General features: G+C 36.3%; 14 protein-coding genes. 9 read left to right on the forward strand and 5 right to left on the reverse strand.

Annotation, left to right across the window (positions count from 1 at the left end; all coding sequences use genetic code 11):
- Positions 1-57: 57 nt before the first annotated feature.
- The 4 genes from ACFSKV_RS11030 to tilS form a co-directional block, all read right to left on the reverse strand.
- Entirely contained in the window at positions 58-2,625 is a 2,568-nt protein-coding gene (locus tag ACFSKV_RS11030; protein ID WP_380802529.1) for a hypothetical protein, read from the reverse strand.
- Between the two features lie 255 nt (positions 2,626-2,880).
- Positions 2,881-3,819 carry a malate dehydrogenase gene (gene mdh, locus ACFSKV_RS11035; protein ID WP_380802531.1) on the reverse strand — a complete coding sequence of 313 codons (939 nt, stop codon included), beginning with the start codon at positions 3,817-3,819 and terminating at the stop codon, positions 2,881-2,883.
- Positions 3,820-3,967: 148 nt separating this feature from the next.
- A complete protein-coding gene (locus ACFSKV_RS11040) occupies positions 3,968-4,504 on the reverse strand; it encodes a Crp/Fnr family transcriptional regulator (RefSeq protein ID WP_380802533.1) in 537 nt (178 codons plus the stop codon).
- Positions 4,501-5,823 (reverse strand): tRNA lysidine(34) synthetase TilS, encoded by a 1,323-nt coding sequence (gene tilS, locus ACFSKV_RS11045; protein WP_380802539.1) that lies wholly within the window; start codon positions 5,821-5,823, stop codon positions 4,501-4,503. Before tilS ends, ACFSKV_RS11040 begins: the two co-directional genes overlap by 4 nt.
- A 49-nt stretch (positions 5,824-5,872) precedes the next feature.
- Between tilS and ACFSKV_RS11050 the strand changes: the two genes are divergently transcribed.
- The 8 genes from ACFSKV_RS11050 (at position 5,873) to ACFSKV_RS11085 (ending at position 14,553) form a co-directional block, all read left to right on the forward strand.
- Complete coding sequence (locus ACFSKV_RS11050) at positions 5,873-7,516, forward strand: OstA-like protein (protein ID WP_380802542.1); 1,644 nt, start codon at positions 5,873-5,875, stop codon at positions 7,514-7,516.
- 163 nt (positions 7,517-7,679) lie between these two features.
- On the forward strand, positions 7,680-8,387 hold the full coding sequence (locus ACFSKV_RS11055) for a T9SS type A sorting domain-containing protein (protein ID WP_380802545.1): 708 nt from the start codon (positions 7,680-7,682) through the stop codon (positions 8,385-8,387).
- A 68-nt stretch (positions 8,388-8,455) separates the two neighbouring features.
- On the forward strand, positions 8,456-9,394 hold the full coding sequence (locus tag ACFSKV_RS11060; RefSeq protein ID WP_380802547.1) for an outer membrane protein assembly factor BamD: 939 nt from the start codon (positions 8,456-8,458) through the stop codon (positions 9,392-9,394).
- 3 nt (positions 9,395-9,397) lie between these two features.
- The gene (locus ACFSKV_RS11065) at positions 9,398-9,709 is read left to right on the forward strand and encodes a DNA-directed RNA polymerase subunit omega (RefSeq protein WP_380802550.1); all 312 of its coding nucleotides are present in this window, start codon (positions 9,398-9,400) and stop codon (positions 9,707-9,709) included.
- Positions 9,710-9,711: 2 nt separating this feature from the next.
- The gene (gene coaBC, locus ACFSKV_RS11070) at positions 9,712-10,920 is read left to right on the forward strand and encodes a bifunctional phosphopantothenoylcysteine decarboxylase/phosphopantothenate--cysteine ligase CoaBC (RefSeq protein ID WP_380802553.1); all 1,209 of its coding nucleotides are present in this window, start codon (positions 9,712-9,714) and stop codon (positions 10,918-10,920) included.
- Positions 10,921-10,959: 39 nt separating this feature from the next.
- Positions 10,960-11,862: a type IX secretion system protein PorD gene (gene porD, locus ACFSKV_RS11075; protein WP_380802555.1), complete on the forward strand. Its 903-nt coding sequence runs from the start codon at positions 10,960-10,962 to the stop codon at positions 11,860-11,862.
- Positions 11,863-11,905: 43 nt separating this feature from the next.
- A complete protein-coding gene (recN, locus tag ACFSKV_RS11080; protein WP_380802557.1) occupies positions 11,906-13,558 on the forward strand; it encodes a DNA repair protein RecN in 1,653 nt (550 codons plus the stop codon).
- A 179-nt stretch (positions 13,559-13,737) separates the two neighbouring features.
- Positions 13,738-14,553, forward strand: coding sequence for an enoyl-ACP reductase FabI (locus tag ACFSKV_RS11085; protein WP_380802559.1), 816 nt, complete (start codon positions 13,738-13,740; stop codon positions 14,551-14,553).
- A 60-nt stretch (positions 14,554-14,613) separates the two neighbouring features.
- On the opposite strand, the gene ACFSKV_RS11090 is transcribed toward ACFSKV_RS11085, so the two are convergent.
- A complete protein-coding gene (locus ACFSKV_RS11090) occupies positions 14,614-16,215 on the reverse strand; it encodes an N-acyl-D-amino-acid deacylase family protein (protein WP_380802562.1) in 1,602 nt (533 codons plus the stop codon).
- Between the two features lie 180 nt (positions 16,216-16,395).
- Between ACFSKV_RS11090 and purN the strand changes: the two genes are divergently transcribed.
- Complete coding sequence (gene purN, locus ACFSKV_RS11095; RefSeq protein ID WP_380802564.1) at positions 16,396-16,953, forward strand: phosphoribosylglycinamide formyltransferase; 558 nt, start codon at positions 16,396-16,398, stop codon at positions 16,951-16,953.
- The last annotated feature ends 28 nt before the right edge of the window (positions 16,954-16,981 follow it).

A 16,981-nucleotide genomic window follows, 5' to 3' on the forward strand; every position in this document is an offset into this window, starting at 1 on the left:
CATCTCACCAAAAGCTGCAACAAAAAATTGCACTTCCTTTTGAATGAAAGCTATTCCTTATAAAGGAAGTTTATATTCCGAAAAACGATTTCCTGATATGACATTTACAGTATATTCATTTTGACTTCCAGAATATTTAATGTCAATCTTTTGACTACCGTTAACAGGTCTCGTATTCAATAAATTTCCTTCAAGATTATACAGGTAAATAAATTCTTGGTCCTTATCTACAATCACGAAAATATTTTTATCTGATCCATAGGAGAAAAACTGAAAATCAAGTGATTCAGAAAAAATATCTATAGCAAACAAGGTTTTATACTCGGTATCCATCACTGTAATTTTGTTGTATTCATGAACAACAAATAGGTATCGGTCCTCTTTTTGATCTTTGATAAGATAAAATTTACTTTCTCTATCTGGTCTCAATAGTTGGTTTCTATAGGTCAATTCACCTTGTAGGTTTACCTGCACTACCTCTCCCTCTTTGGTAACAGTAACCAACCTGCTTGCTTTTGCGCTTCCCCTTTCTAATAGGATATAATCTGAATTCAGACCTTCACCAAGCCGGATAGGCGATCCCAATTCAGGTTCACCCCTCCTGTTGAAAAAATATAGCTCACCCTTGGCTGACAAAGCAACCATCCTGTCTCCCACCCCGGCAATTCTATGGTGGGCCGGCTTTATGGCCAAAGGCCCATTAATCTTTTTGGGGTCCCAACCTTCCAGTGCTTTTCCGTTTTTATCCAACAAAATCAGATTCCCATTTTCTGTTCCAACAAAAAACCTATAATCCTTGGAATTGCTATAATCTACCAAGTTCAAATGTGTGATAATTTCCCCAGGGAAGCTCACCGGATAACCAGGAATCAAATTTCCCAATCGATCTATAATATAGATCTGATTCTCCGTCGCAAAAAGCAGCTGGAGTTTTCCGTTTTTATAATAATCAACCTGAAAAATATTACTGACTAAAGGACTGTCCACTTGATAAGCAAACACGAGTTCCCCTTCAGAGGTAAATAAATGAACAAAATTATTTTCATCCTGAACCACAAATTCAAAACTCCTGTCAACAAAATTTTGGACACTTACCGGTCCATATATCAACCTGTTCTCAAATTGAACATATTTATTTTCATTCAGAAGTACATCCTGTACGTTTATAATTGGGCTAAGATTGTAGGCAAGTTCAACAGAAACCAGATGTTTGTTTTCAGATTCCTTGACCTGTAAAGAAATCTGATCAATTGATTTTAACTGTGGGGCATATTTTTGAAAAAATCCCTGCCAATTCGGAGAACTGATCTGGTTAATAGAGTTCCAGAATCTTGGAATATTGATCAGGAAATTATAGCCCGCATCAGGCGAAATTCCCTCCAGGAGTTTTTTTTGCTGCAATGATTTCCCCCAGGTGTTGTCATTATTTATATCATCTATAAAAAGTTTCATTGCTTTACTACTATTTGCAAACACTAGAAATCCTCCTATTGAGGTTATATAAGTGTCGGGAAAACCAAGGAATCTTCCTCCAAAAATATGCCCTGGAAATTCCTCTGATGAAATCATGAAAATTTCATTCTGGGAATAAAAATCTACAGGAAGGACTTGAGAAACTGTTTCATCCGGACCCATATCAAATTCTTTCAGAATATTTATCTGCTCAGCAATCTGATCAGTCTGTAACAATAGGACTTGATCCTGGGGTTCGTTATTGATAACTTCAAAAAGTAAATAGGCTATGTTTCCTTTTAGATTATTCAGAAAACCCTTTTGAATAAGAACTTTTTCAATATCTCCACTTAAAGTACTATTTGATTGAAAACCGGGGTCTTCAACTTTTGTAAGTTGGTCTAAATGGGCTAAATTATATTGATACAATACTGAGGTTCTGTTGCTTATAAAGTTCTCAAAGGTTTTAATATCGCCTTGTGGGTTGACTTTAAAATCAATTTCTTTTCCATCTTTAAAATAGACCATCCCATCCAAAAGGATTTTTTCATCCGCAAATTTCAATTCCAAGTTTGCTGAAATCCCAGTTCTTGCAAAACTGTTGACCAGGGTAAGATCCGCTTGCCTTGAAATACCTGTAATCAATTTCCCAAAACCTTCGCTTGAAAATCTGAATATCCCCAAACCCTTGGAAGAGGGCAATTCATCAACTAAGTGATTGTAAACTGATCTAAAATTCGGAAGATTGTCATTTTGTGAATGACGGATTGCCTCTTCTACCAAAAAGGAAGTGTAACTTGCCACAAACACATTATTGACAATAGTATAGTTTAGATTTCTCTCCAGATCAAGGCTTTGAAATTCCTTAATAGTAACGTTGCTATAGCTTCTCTTATTAATCTGGGAAAGTGGTGGAAGGTTTTTTTCCAGATCTGACAAAAAGCCTATATCGGATAAAGATTCCAAAGAAATTGTAAACAAAAAATCAAATTCTTCTCTACCAATTGGGTGAACTGAAACCACAAATTGGTTTCCTTTTAATGCTTTTTCCAATTTTCCACTTCTTCCCAAAATGCTGTCCAATGCCATAATCTGGTTTTGGGCCTGATTTAAAGAAGGAAGATTTACCAGCCTTTCCCATATTGGTTGGCTTACCAATTGATTCCAAGCCATCACAGGCTCGGTGGTTTCAAATACAAGGATAGCCTCAGAAGAAACAAGGTCTAACCCATTTTTTGAGGAACGGAAAAACCCACTTTTAAAAAGATAAAATAAACTACCTGAAACGACACCAATAATGAGTAGAACTAAAATTAACTTTTTTATGCCCACTATTTTTCTCCTTTTTGAAACTGTTCAATTAACACGTAAATAAATAAAAAAATCCCGACTTCAAAGTCGGGATTCCCTTATTTTAAGAAAATTCAATTATTTGGAGGATAATTTATCCAAAACGTTCATAACTTCTTTCACATGACCTCTGGACACTTCCAGCAAAGCTTTTTCTCCCTCGTTTAAGTCAAGTTCAATTACTTTTTCGACACCATTTTTGCCAAGGATTACAGGAACACCTAGGTAGCAATCATCGATACCATACTCTCCATCAAGTTTGATACATACAGGAAATACCCTTCTTTGGTTTTTCAAAATGGACTCTACCATCTGGGCTGCAGCTGAACCTGGTGCATACCATGCGGAAGTACCCATCAGTTTGACTAATTCTCCTCCACCAAATTTTGTTCTTTCAATGATGGCGTCCAATTTATCTTTTGCTATCATTTCAGTAACAGGTATACCAGCTACAGTTGTATATCTAGGAAGTGGCACCATAGTATCTCCGTGGCCCCCCATCAATATTGCCTGGATTTCCTTTGAAGAAATATTCAGTTCGTCAGCGATAAAAGCTCTATATCTGGCAGTATCCAAAATACCTGCCATTCCAATAACTTTGTTTCTTGGTAGCTTGGAGGTGATATGAGCCTGATAGGTCATGACATCCAAAGGATTGGATACCACTATTATAATCGCATTGGGAGAGTATTTGATCACATTTTCTGTCACAGATTTAACGATTCCTGCATTGGTCTCGATCAAATCATCCCTGGTCATCCCTGGTTTTCTTGGTAATCCTGAAGTGATTACAACCACATCAGAGTTGGCCGTTTTACTATAGTCATTGGTACTGCCTACAGTTCTACTATCATATTGGTTAATGGGTGCTTTTTGCCAAATATCCAAGGCTTTACCTTCAGCAACTCCTTCTTTGATATCTACCAATACTATTTGCTCAGCAATTTCTCGGTAAGCCAATACATCAGCACAGGTGGCCCCAACATTACCGGCACCTACTACAGTTACTTTTGTCATGATAATGGATTTATTTTAAGTTTTTAACAATTTTTTCAAAAGTGTCGCTAAGTTATTAAACAAAGAACATTTAATAAAACAATCCTTTTGATAACTTATCAATTGAATTGAAAGAGTTGCTAAATAATATAGAAATCAAGAGAAATGATTACCTGGTTTCTTCATTGTTTCTGTCAAACATTTCCTGAAGATTAAAAAAGCCGAAGGAATTTTTGTAGGATTTGAAAAGTCTTTTATTATTCTGATTATAAAATTCTGCAAGGGAGGTCATCATTTTTGCCTTTATTTTGGGATGACTATCAAACACTTCCTGAATTGAAAAATGCGGGAATACAATCAGTTCGGATTCTTCAGAGGCAACCACCGCGGTATATATCCTATTGACGTTTTCCAATAAGGAATTTTCACCAAAGGCTTCCGCTTTGTTTACCTCTTGGATTATTTCAAAATTGCCTTTAATGTCAATTGTAAGATGTATTCTACCGCTTTTCAATACATATAAAGCTTGACTTGGATCACCACTGAAAAAAACCACTTCACCCCTCCTGTATTTCCGGTAATGCAATGCCGGTAAAAACCTTGCCATTTCAATATTTTTAAGTTTACTGAAAAGCATAACCTGGGATAAAAACTGAAAAATCTCCAATTCAGCAACACTGAAAGTTCTCGAAAATGGATTGATCATGACATATTTTTTTTAAGATAATAAACATTCCGGGTATTAGAATCACACTTAAACTTTTCACTAATCCTATGCCCCAATACCCATACCACCTGATCACCAGAGATAAGTAAAGCCGTTTTTTTCTTTTGTATCAGGGGTATTTTCAAATCTATCAATAAATCTGAAATTTTTTTCTCATTCTTCATTCCCAATGGAATTATTCTATCCCCTTCTTCCCATTTCCTGAGCAATAGGGGGAAGCTAAGTTTATCCATATCCAGCATGGCATTTTCGGGATTCCTATCCAATGAAAATTCATCTTTGACATGTAGGATATCAAATTTGCCGTGTGGAAAGCTTATTTGAATATCACCTTTATTAATGGTTACAGGGCTCCAATCCAACTCGATTTTGCCCAAAATAAGATCTTCCCGGTCAATGTTGAGTATATATTTACCGGATAAAAAAACTTTCCCGGAATTTATGCTTTCCAAAGAATTAATGATATCTCCTACATCAGAAAACTTAAATCCAAAATCCCTTAGCCAATAATAGATAAGTGAGTGTTTACCTGGAAGATTGATGAAATCCTGGATTTTTAAAGATTGGTAATCTTGTTCAATTTTTAAGTGTTTTTTTTTCCAATCTGTGAAGAAACTGAATAGTAATTTCCCTGAGTCTTTGATTCTTTTGAAACTTTGGTCCATCACTGTAACCCCTCCAGGAAACTTCTCTTCCAATAGAGGGAGGATTTCATTTCTCAAAAAATTCCTCTTATAATCAATTTTCTCATTACTGCTGTCTTCCCGCCAATTAATTCCCTTTGATTCAAGATATGATTTGATCTGACGACGGTGAAAGGGCAAGAGAGGCCGGATTATGTACCCTCTTTTTTCAGACATACCATATACGCCTTCAATTCCTGTACCTCTAAGTAAATTTAGCAAAATGGTCTCTACCTGATCTTCAAAATTATGTGCCACAATAACCCCCTTAAGGTTTTCCTGTAACAACAATTCTTCGAACCAATCATACCTTATTTTCCTGGCAATCATCTGTATCGAACCAGGTTCTTGTTGAAAGGCAGATTTGGGTACTCTTTTGATATGAATTTGCTTTCCCCAGACAATTGCCTGATTTCTTACAAAGTCCTCGTCACCGTCACTTTCTTCTGCCCTTAGCCCATAGTTGACATGTGCTATTTCAAAATCGATACCGGATTCAATGAGTAGATGACCTAAAGTCACACTATCCAGGCCACCACTTAGAGCCAACAAATATTTAGAACTTTCATCCAAAATATTTTTTTCACGTATATGTTTGATAAAATCATTTACCATAACCCAAAAATATCATTTTTAGCTAATTTTGTCGCTGACCATCTCTCAAATGATTAAAAAGCAGTTTTTCATTGTACTCTCCTTCACATTCTTTTTGGCAACAAAAACCTTTGCCCAAGAAAGTAATATGTTGGAAATCCAACAGGCTGATTTGTTGCAGGGTGCCAGTGGTTTTGAAAGATTGATCAACAATGTCAGAATGAAACACCAGAATTCTATCATTTATTGTGATTCTGCCCATTTTTTCCGTGCAGAAAACAAAGCTAAACTTTACGGGAATGTAAGGATTGTAGACACCAAGGATCCAGTGCAGACCACCAGTAGATATGCTGAATATGATGGTTTTACCAAAATCGCCAAGCTAAGGAATAATGTTGTTTTGAAAAATGAGGGGACAACGCTTTTCACTGATTTTTTGGATTATAACAGAGCCAATGGAGTTGCTAATTATTTCAATAATGGAAAAGTGGTGGACTCAACGAATGTACTTACCAGTATCAATGCCACATATGAAATCCAAATAGAAAGGATAACATTTACCGATGAAGTAATTCTGGTCAATCCTGATTATACATTGAAGACAAATCATCTGATATATCTTACAGTGCCAAAAACTGTACAGACCCTTGGACTGACTAATATTATATCCTCAGAAGGTGATAAACTTAATGCGCGTAAAGGCAGCTTCTATGATACCGAAAGAAAGCAGTTCAGGTTTTATGATGGTGATGTGGAAACTGAAACCAGTAAAGTTTATGCTGAGGTATTATTTTATGATGAATTTAAAAAATACTATGAAGGCTTAACCAATGTCAGTCTTTTCAATAAAGAGCGGGAAATTGAGATTTTTGGGGAGGAAGGGAAATATTGGGAGGAAAGAAAATACAGCATTATTGTGGGAAATGCTTTAGTCAGAAAGTATAACGAGAAAGACACACTTTTTATGATAGCTGACACCTTGGTTTCACAAGACAGCGAAATTCCGGAGGAAAGATATCTTTTGGCATTTCATAATGCTAAAATGATCAAATCAGATATTTCGGGTATTGCTGATTCATTGGTTTACCTTACCGCAGATTCCACTTTATATTTTTTCAAAGACCCTGTCCTTTGGAATGAGAAAAGTCAGATTACGGCAGACAGCATTACATTAAAGATAGCCAATGAAGAAATTGAAAGGGCTTTATTGAATAGGAGAGCATTCAACATTACAAAAGACACCTTAGGCAACTTCAATCAGATTAAAGGCCGAAAAATGACAGGTTATTTCAAAGAAAGCAAAATAAGCAGATTCCATGTGGAAGGTAACGGAGAGTCTATCTATTTTGATATTATAGGTGATTCGGTTTTACGGGGTATGAATAAAATGTTATGTGCCAATATTATGATGTATTTTGAAGATGGCAAAATTAAGAAAGTCAATTGGCTAGTAAAACCAGAAGGGTCTTTTAATCCTCCCCATATCATTAAAGAGGAGGATATGAAATTGGAAGGTTTTGTTTGGCGTGAAGAAGAAAAACCGAGCATGATACTATTTAATTCCTGGCGAACTCCGAAAAAAAGAGAAGAAAATGAAGAAAATCTTTTTGATAGGCCAAACGTAGTTATTCCATTTCCTTCAGATGAGGAAATACAAAAATTATTGGATGAAAAAGTAAAATCCAAAGAGAAAAGAAAAAACGAAGAGAATTGAAAAGATTAAAAAAATTTCGAAACGAATTTTTTTAAAAAAAATTTCATGAAGGTTAACAAAATTTAACCCAAAAGTGATAAAAAGTTCAAACCAATTTGGTAAATTTATACGTATAAGAATTTGTCAATTAATTAAGAATGAGGGCTTATAGGTGAAATTCTACATGAAAAGTATTCTTTTATTTTTTACATGCATTGCGTTGATGTTACCTCTAACATTGGAGGCTCAGGTGCAGGTCCTTTCCGAGAATATTGAATTTAGCGGTAAAATTGGCACCGCACAAAGAAAATCCCTCATCATTCAAAATGAAAGCAATCAAACCAAAGAATACTCTTTAAAATACCTTAGGGGGAACATCGGTTCCTCCCAAAGTGTTAAGATTTGCATTGGAGAAAGATGCTATGACCCCAAAAAAGACCTTTCAAAGGTAAAGATCACACTAAAGCCCAATGAAATATTTACTGATTTATATTTAGAGTTTGATTTAGGCATCAGTGAGTTGAAAGGTAGCTTTGATCTCCACTTTGCAAACCCCAACAATGTGAGAGACGTTTTTATGGTCGAAGCCATCTATGAGGTTTTCAATCCTTCAGAGGAAGAAACCAATCATAAAGACATTTCTTTGGGAAGCGTATATCCAAACCCTAGCAATAGAATAGCACAGATTGATTATGAATTTAAGAATCCCAATGCAAGTGCAAAAATATCCATCAATAGTTTCATCGGGAATCCTGTCGCAGAGTTTGAATTGGATCCAAGTCAAAATACCCTTGTAATCAATGTAGCTGATCTACATCCCGGGGTATATTTTTACACCTTATTTGTTGATAATAAAAATATTGTCACCAAAAAACTCGTTGTTAAAAAATAACTTCAATCTAGCCTCAAAGGATTAATTTGAAAACAATGATTAATCCCTTATATTTGCGCCTCCAAAAGATGAAAATTAAAATCTCAAATATCATTTCTCTTCTTCTTTTAGCCTTGTTCACATCATGTGGGCAATTCTACAAACTAGAAAAAAGCACAAACTGGGAAGAGTTGTATGAAGCAGCCAATAACTATTACAATCAAGGGGAATACAGTAAAGCCATAATTTTATATGATAAAGTTCTTCCTGTAATTAGGGGGAGTGAAAAGGCAGAATTAGCGGACTTCAATTATGCATACAGCCATTTTAGGATGAAAAGATATATTGAAGCTGCAGGATATTTCAACACTTTCTACCAGACTTACAACCGAAGTCCATTAGCAGAAGAAGCTTTGTTTATGAATGCTTACTCATTATATCTTGACTCTCCGGATTACAATCTTGATCAGAAAAGCAGTAGAGATGCTGTAAATGCAATTCAACTATTTATAAGTAGGTTTCCACAATCCGATTCATATGAAAGGGCTACTACTATGATTGAGGATTTACAGAAAAGATTTGAGGAAAAAGCTTATCAGGAATCCATGCTTTATTTAAGGTTGACAAATGGCTTATACCCTGGAGATTTTTATAGAGCATGCATCATTAATTTTCAGAATTTCGCAAAGGATTATCCTGACAGCAAATATAACGAAGAGCTTGGTTTCAGATTAGTAGAAGTATCTTTAGCATATGGAGAAAGAAGTGTCTTTGATAAAAAAGAAGAAAGACTCAATGATGTTTTCAAATTTGGGGAGCAATTCAAAAGAAAATATCCAGAGAGCAAATATTTCAGTTCAGTAGATCCTATCCTCAAAAAGGCAGAAACTGAACTCATAGCTCATCAAAAACTCAAGAAAGAATATGAAGAGTCTTTGGCAAAAGCTAGGGAAGAAGAGGAAAATGAAAACCACGCCAAAGTAGAGCCAAAGCCTAACGAAAATATACCTGACATTAATAACAATTAAAATATGGCAATCAATCCTTCAATTATCACAAGAGACTTGGACAAGATTTCAGAACAGACTGGAAATCTCTATGAATCGATCCATATCATTGGTCAAAGAGCGAAACAAATTTCTTCGACCATGAAAGAAGAACTTAACAATAAGCTTTCAGAATTTGCCTCAACAGTAGATAACCTTGAGGAAGTTTTTGAAAATAAAGAGCAAATTGAAATTTCAAAGTTTTATGAAAGGATGCCAAAACCTAGTACATTAGCAATGGAAGAGTTTATGGAGGGTAAATTATACCACCGGTATCCAGATGAAACTACCGAATAAAAATGAATTTAAAAGGTAAAAAAATTTTATTAGGGGTCACAGGCAGTATAGCCGCTTATAAAGCCGCCCACCTAACAAGATTATTTATAAAAGAAGGAGCAGAAGTACAAATCATCATGAGTACTTCTGCTCTTGATTTTATTACACCTCTTACTTTGGCAACTTTGTCAAAAAATCCTGTTCACCACGACTTTTTTGAACCGAAAACCGGGACTTGGACAAATCATGTAGATTTAGGATTATGGGCTGATTTATTTCTAATCGCCCCTATCAGTGCAAATACCTTAGGCAAATTGGCCAATGGAATTTGTGATAACCTCCTGCTAGCCACTTACCTTTCCGCAAGATGCCCTGTCATGATCGCTCCTGCTATGGATTTGGATATGTATCAACACCCATCCGTGAGAAATAACCTCTCAAAAGTTGCATCATTTGGCAATATTATTTTAGATGCAGAAAGCGGAGAACTTGCAAGTGGACTTTCCGGTCAGGGAAGATTAATGGAGCCGGAAAATATTCTGGATTTTGTAATCAAGCATTTCAATTCCGATCAAAGTTTTGCGGGAAAAAAAGTCCTAATCACCTCTGGACCTACCCAAGAAGCTATAGATCCAGTGCGATTTATAAGTAACCATTCAAGTGGTAAAATGGGTGCTGCAATTGCAGATGCTTTTGCATTTAGCGGTGCTGAAGTACATGTAGTTTTGGGCCAGGGAGCCAAAAAACCAAAACATCATGGAATAAAAATTTATCCGGTGAAAAGTGCCAATGAAATGTACCAAGCCTCAGCAAAACTTCATAAAAGTATGGATATTTGTGTCTTTGCTGCTGCAGTTGCTGATTACGCACCAAAAGAGGTAGCACCTGAAAAAATCAAGAAAGGAGGCGAAGGAATGACCATTGAATTGGCCAAAAGTATTGATATTGCCTATACCTTGGGAAAGGAGAAGCAGTTTCACCAAATACATGTAGGCTTTGCTTTGGAAACTGAAAATGAAGTCTTCCATGCGAAGCAAAAATTGGAAAAGAAAAATTTCGATCTCATTGTGCTCAATTCCATGAGAGAAAAAGGCGCTGGCTTTCAGCTTGATACCAATAAAGTAAGCTTGTTTTTTGAAGATGGATCTTCCATTCAATCCGAGGTATTACCCAAGGAGGAAATAGCAAAATTGATTTTACAAGGAATAAAAAAATTACCCGTTAAAATCTAACTGAGAAAGAATCGTTATCCTTAAAATGGACTTTCATATATGAGGAATTGGTTATTACTTCTCATTTTCTTGTTTTTCTCCGGACATATTTCAGCGCAGGAGCTCAATATCACTGTTATTATCAATAGTGATAGGGCAAGGACACAGGAAACGGCCATTTTTGAAGATATGAAAATCAATTTCGAGCAGTTTTTAAATGGCCGCTCATGGACTACTGATCAATTCCAGGCTTTGGAGAGGATTAAAGGCAATATGTTAATCACTATCAGCGACATGCCCCAGGTCGGATTTTACAATGCCACTGTCCAAATACAGACTGTCAGACCAGTCTATGGCACAAATTATGAAAGTATGGTGCTCAATTTTATTGATAGGAACTGGTCATTTGAGTTTTTGCAATCCCAGCCTTTGGAATTCAACCGTTTCTCCTTCCTTAACAATATAAGTTCACTCTTAGCATATTATGCATACATTGCTCTCGGCTTTGATTACGATAGTTTTTCTTTGAGAGGAGGGGATAATTTTTTTGAAATTGCCAATAATATTGTAAACAATGCGCAACAGTCCCCCAGACCTGGATGGCAGCCTAATCCTAATGACAGAAGAAACAGGTATTGGCTTATCAATGACATCTATACATCTTCTGTATTTGCTCCAATTCGAGATGCCATCTATTTATACCACAGACAGGGATTGGACCTTCTGACCTCCAATCCGGAAGAAGCCTACAAGAATATTGTTGAAGCCCTAAAAATAGTAGCAGAAGTTAACACCCAACAACCTAATGGGATTTTTACCATAGCTTTTATAGATGCTAAAGGAGATGAGGTCAGCAAAATATTAAAAAGAGCACCCATGGAATTTAGAACCGAGGCAGTGGGTTATTTGATGAAAATTGATCCAAATAACGCCAGAAGGTATAATGATATTCTAAAAGGTTGATCAGTTTTTATTAGTTTTGTTACTGGCTAATTTTTGAACAATAATGCTCAAATCACTCAGCATTTTAAACTATGCTTTAATACAGGAACTTACCATGAGTCCAAGCCATTCCCTAAGCATGATTACTGGGGAGACAGGTGCGGGAAAATCCATCATGTTGGGGGCTGTAGGCTTACTTTTAGGGAATAGAGCCGATACCAAAACCCTTTTTGATGTTGACAAAAAATGTGTGGTTGAAGGTACCTTCGATATCCAGGATTATAGTTTAGAAATTTTTTTTGAAGAAGAAAACCTTGATTTTGAATCTGAATGCATCATCAGAAGGGAAATCAGCCCCAACGGAAAATCAAGGGCTTTTATTAATGACACCCCCGTTCGGCTGGAAACACTAAAAGAACTTGGAAAATTTTTAATGGATATCCATTCCCAACATGAATCCATAATGTTAGGTGATGGACTCTATCAAATGGCATTAGTAGATGCTTTTTCAAAGTCGAAAAACGAAAAATCCGAATTTAAAAAAGCATTTAAACATTTTTCAACAGCCAAGAAAAACTTGGAGAAAAGAACTATTGAAGCCCAGGAATTGAAAAAAGAAGCTGACTTCAATAAATTCCAGCTGGAAGAGCTTTCTCAATTAAAATTGCAGGAAGGGGAGCAAAGTGAACTGGAGAGTCAACAAGAGCTATTGGAAAATGCAGAGGAAATAAAAAGCAAGATTCAGGAAATCCTTGCGCAGCTTCAAGATGAACAAGTTGGAGCTTTCCGTATGCTTTCCTTGGCAAATCAGGGTATTCAACAGTTGACCAGATATGCCCATAAATTTGAATCTTACAGCGAAAGGTTCAAAAGTATGCTGATTGAATTAAAGGACATTGCTGCAGGATTGGAGGATGAAGATTCAATTATTGAGGTGGATTTTGAAAAACTGGAAACGGTGAGGGAAAGGTTGAGCAAGATCTATCATCTACAGAAAAAACATGGTTTGGATTCTGTGGAAAGTTTGATCACTTTGGAACAGGAATTGGCAGAAAAAGTCTTTTTGGTTGATAATTTGGATGAGGAAATAGAAAACCTAAAACATGAGCTTAGCTTGGCAGAAAAAGAAATGCTGGCCAAAGCGAAGGTTTTGACCGAAAAAAGAAAATCATCATTTGAACCATTTGCCAGTCAATTGGAAAAACTACTTCAGCAGCTCGGCATGGAGAATGCAAAAATCACTTTTTCCCATCAGACCATTACTCCTAATTATGAGGGGCAGGACCAGATAGACTTACTTTTCTCTTCCAATAAAGGAATCAGTCCGCAGCCTTTGAAACAGGTTGCTTCAGGGGGTGAATTTTCAAGACTTATCTTTGCCATCAAATACATTATGGCGGATAAAATGGCATTACCAACCTTAATTTTTGATGAGATTGATACCGGGGTATCGGGAGAGGTAGCCTTGCAGATGGTCCGGATGATGCAGGAAATATCAAAAAATCATCAGATTATCTGCATCTCCCATTTGCCGCAAGTAGCTGCAAAAGGAGATTTGCATTACTTTGTGTATAAAGATAATAGTTCAGACAAAACAATCAGTAAAATAAAATTATTAGATCCTGAGGAAAGGGTGATGGAAATTGCCAAAATGATTGCAGGGGCAAATCCTCCAATGTCTGCTTTTGAAAGTGCCAAAGCACTTTTGAAAAATTAATTTTTAAATGAAAAAATACTGACTCTTTAATTTAACTGTGCTTGATCCAATTTATAACCTGATAATAGTTAAGATTTTTCCGAATAGCAGCCTTTCGAAATCCTTCAATCTGAATCCCATATCCTAAAAATTTCCTTAATTTTACCGATTCAAGTATGAACCAACCTAAATCTAATAAAATGGCAGAGAATTTATTGAAAGGAAAGTTAGGCATTATCACAGGAGCACTGGATGAAAATTCCATTGCGTGGAAAACTGCGTTAAAAGCCCATGAACATGGTGCAAAATTTGTTTTGACAAATGCTCCAATTGCTATGAGAATGGGAGCTATCAAGGAACTGGCCGAACAATGCAATACTATAATCATCCCTGCTGATGCAACTTCCCTCGAAGATATTGAAAAGCTATATGCAGAAGCCAAGGAATATCTTGGCGGTAACTTCGATTTTTTACTACATTCTATAGGCATGTCACCCAACATCAGAAAAGGTCGCTCTTATGGGGATCTGAATTATGATTGGATGAATAAATCCTATGATGTATCAGCCATTTCTTTCCATAAGATGATGCATGTGGCGGAGAAAATGGACATTATGAATGAATGGGGATCAATAATGGCGCTTTCTTATATTGCAGCTCAAAGGGTTTATCCTTTTTATACAGATATGGCAGATGCCAAAGCATTGTTGGAAAGCATAGCAAGAGGTTATGGTTACAGGCTTGGGAAAATGAAAAAAATACGGGTAAATACCATATCCCAATCACCAACTAAAACCACGGCTGGTACAGGAATCGGTGGTTTTGATGCATTTTACAATTTTGCAGATAAAATGTCTCCTCTTGGAAATGCCCCTGCTGAAGCCTGTGCGGATTATATCGTCACCATGTTCTCAGATCTTACCCGGTATGTGACCATGCAAAACCTCTTCCATGATGGAGGTTATTCTACTACCGGTATTTCGGAAGAGTTGATGGATCAGTTTAAGGATATTTAGTAAATACATTTAATAGTATTGATAGGAAAACAGAGGGCCGGAACCCTCTGTTTTTTTTAATCATTCAAAATCATTTATGCGAAGGGCCTTCCCTGCCAATATCCCTTTATAATGCCCCTTATCAATAGCCATAGCACCATTCACAAATACATATTCAACACCTTCTGCTTCTTCATAAGGTGATTCAAAAGTTGCTTTGTCAATGTACTTTTTAGGATCAAAAATAACAATATCAGCATAATATCCTTCTTTTATCAGACCCCTTTTTTCCAATCCCAATAAATCTGCTGTTTTTGCTGTTGATTGGTGTACGGCAAAAGGAAGGCTAATCAATTTTTCTTTTAACGCATAATTTCCAATTTTCCTGGCAAATGATCCGTATTTTCTGGGATGGCCTGATCCTCCGTCAGAACCTGTTACCACCCAATCTTTAAGCATAAAATTTTTCAGGTCTTCCTCAATCATATTATAGGAAATCACGCCAAGATTGGGCTCTTCTGCTAAAATTGAAATGGCTGCTTCTGCCTCAGGAAGTTTTCTTAATTCCGCAAATTTCTTTAGACTAATTCCATCGTATAGTTTATTTTCTGCTTCCGAAAATACCAATGCCTCTGCCCCTCCCCTTTTCCTTATATTCTCTTTAATTTCATTGAGCAGACGTGATTTCACTTCATTATTTTTAAATCGCTCCAACATCGCATCATTCCCGCCATCTTCAGCCCATCTTGGAATTACAGTGGCTCGAAAACTGGTTTTGGAAGCTAAATATGGGTATTGGTTTGCTGTGACGTCAATTCCTTCTTTTTGGGCCGATTCAATAAGTTCAATTACTTCTTTGCTTTTTCCCCAAACATCAGTTCCTAAAGCTTTAATATGGGAAATATGGACTGGAATACCTGTTTTTCTACCGATATTGATGGCTTCTTGAATAGAAGAAATCAAACCGATGGAATAGGAACTTTCATCACGGATATGAGAATCATAAATACCTCCATAGCTTGCTGCAACTTTGGCAAGCACCTCAACTTCCTCCTCTTTTGCATAGCTACCTGGTGCATAAAATAATCCTGTAGATAAACCAAAAGCACCTTCTTCCATAGATTTTGCTACCAAATTCATCATTTCTTCCAATTCCTCTACATTGGGTTGTTTTGCTCCTAAGCCTAACACCATTCTTCTAATTGCGCCGTGTCCAACAAATAGCCCTGCATTAGTTCCAATGCCGTTTCTTTCCCATTCTTCAAGTTTCCGTGCTATTGGAAGAGGGCTATTTCCGTCATTTCCTGCAAAAACGGTAGTTACTCCTTGCCTTAAGGAAGAAAGATTGGATTTATAATCAGGACCGGAAAGATCCCGGTCCAAATGGGTATGTGGATCAATAAAACCTGGACATAAAAACAATCCGGAAGCATCAATGATATTTTTGGCATTAATTCCAGTGGATTTTGAATCACCAAAAAAAACTATATACTCTCCCGAAATACCGATATCCAACAAAGAAGGATCTACAAGTTCACCACTATAAACCATAGCATTGGTGATCAAATAATCTATTTCTGGAGATTTGTCCTTACAGGACACAAAAAAGACAATTACTACTGATATTTTAAACCAGAAAAGATAGTTAATGAAATTTCCATAAGAAGCGATTGAGATTGGCATGCGGATCATTTCTCTTCAATATGTTTTGGAAAAGGAAATTAATTCTTATTTAGAAAATGAAGGACTAGATTGTGTTGAATGGAAATAATTTAGAATCAATCAGTGCCATTGCCTCTTTAAATGCTTTGGACTGTTCAGGCTATATACCTATTTTTGGACTATCAAACAAACAAGCTTATTTTGAAAAAAATAGCAATTTTAGCTTCAGGTAGTGGTAGCAACGCCGAAGAAATCATAAAATACTTCCAACATTCCAAAAAGGGAAAAGTCATACTTATCGGCTCCAATAAGAAAGATGCGTATGTTTTGGAAAGAGCAAAAAAATTTAATGTTCCCAGTTTCACCTTCAATAAAACTGAGATGGAAGCTGGAAATCTTAGCCGGAAACTCTTAGAGGAGGGAGTAGATTTTGTTGTATTGGCCGGTTTTCTTCTTAAGATCCCTGATGATTTGATTCATGCTTTTAGTAATAGAATAATTAATATTCACCCGGCTCTATTGCCCAAATACGGAGGAAAAGGAATGTATGGAATGAAAGTCCATGAGGCAGTTAAGACTTCAGGAGATAAGGAATCAGGTATTACCATTCACTTGGTCAATGAACAATATGATGAGGGAAAAATTATCTTTCAGGCTGCAGTCCAAATCGAACCTTCAGACAGCCCTGAGGATATCGCTCAAAAAGTCCATCAACTGGAATACAAATACTTTCCAAATGTGATAGAAAGTCTGCTTTAATTACCTGATTTTCCTACCTTTGCAACTT

Source organism: Shivajiella indica, from assembly GCF_042683085.1.
GTDB classification, from domain to species: domain Bacteria; phylum Bacteroidota; class Bacteroidia; order Cytophagales; family Cyclobacteriaceae; genus Shivajiella; species Shivajiella indica.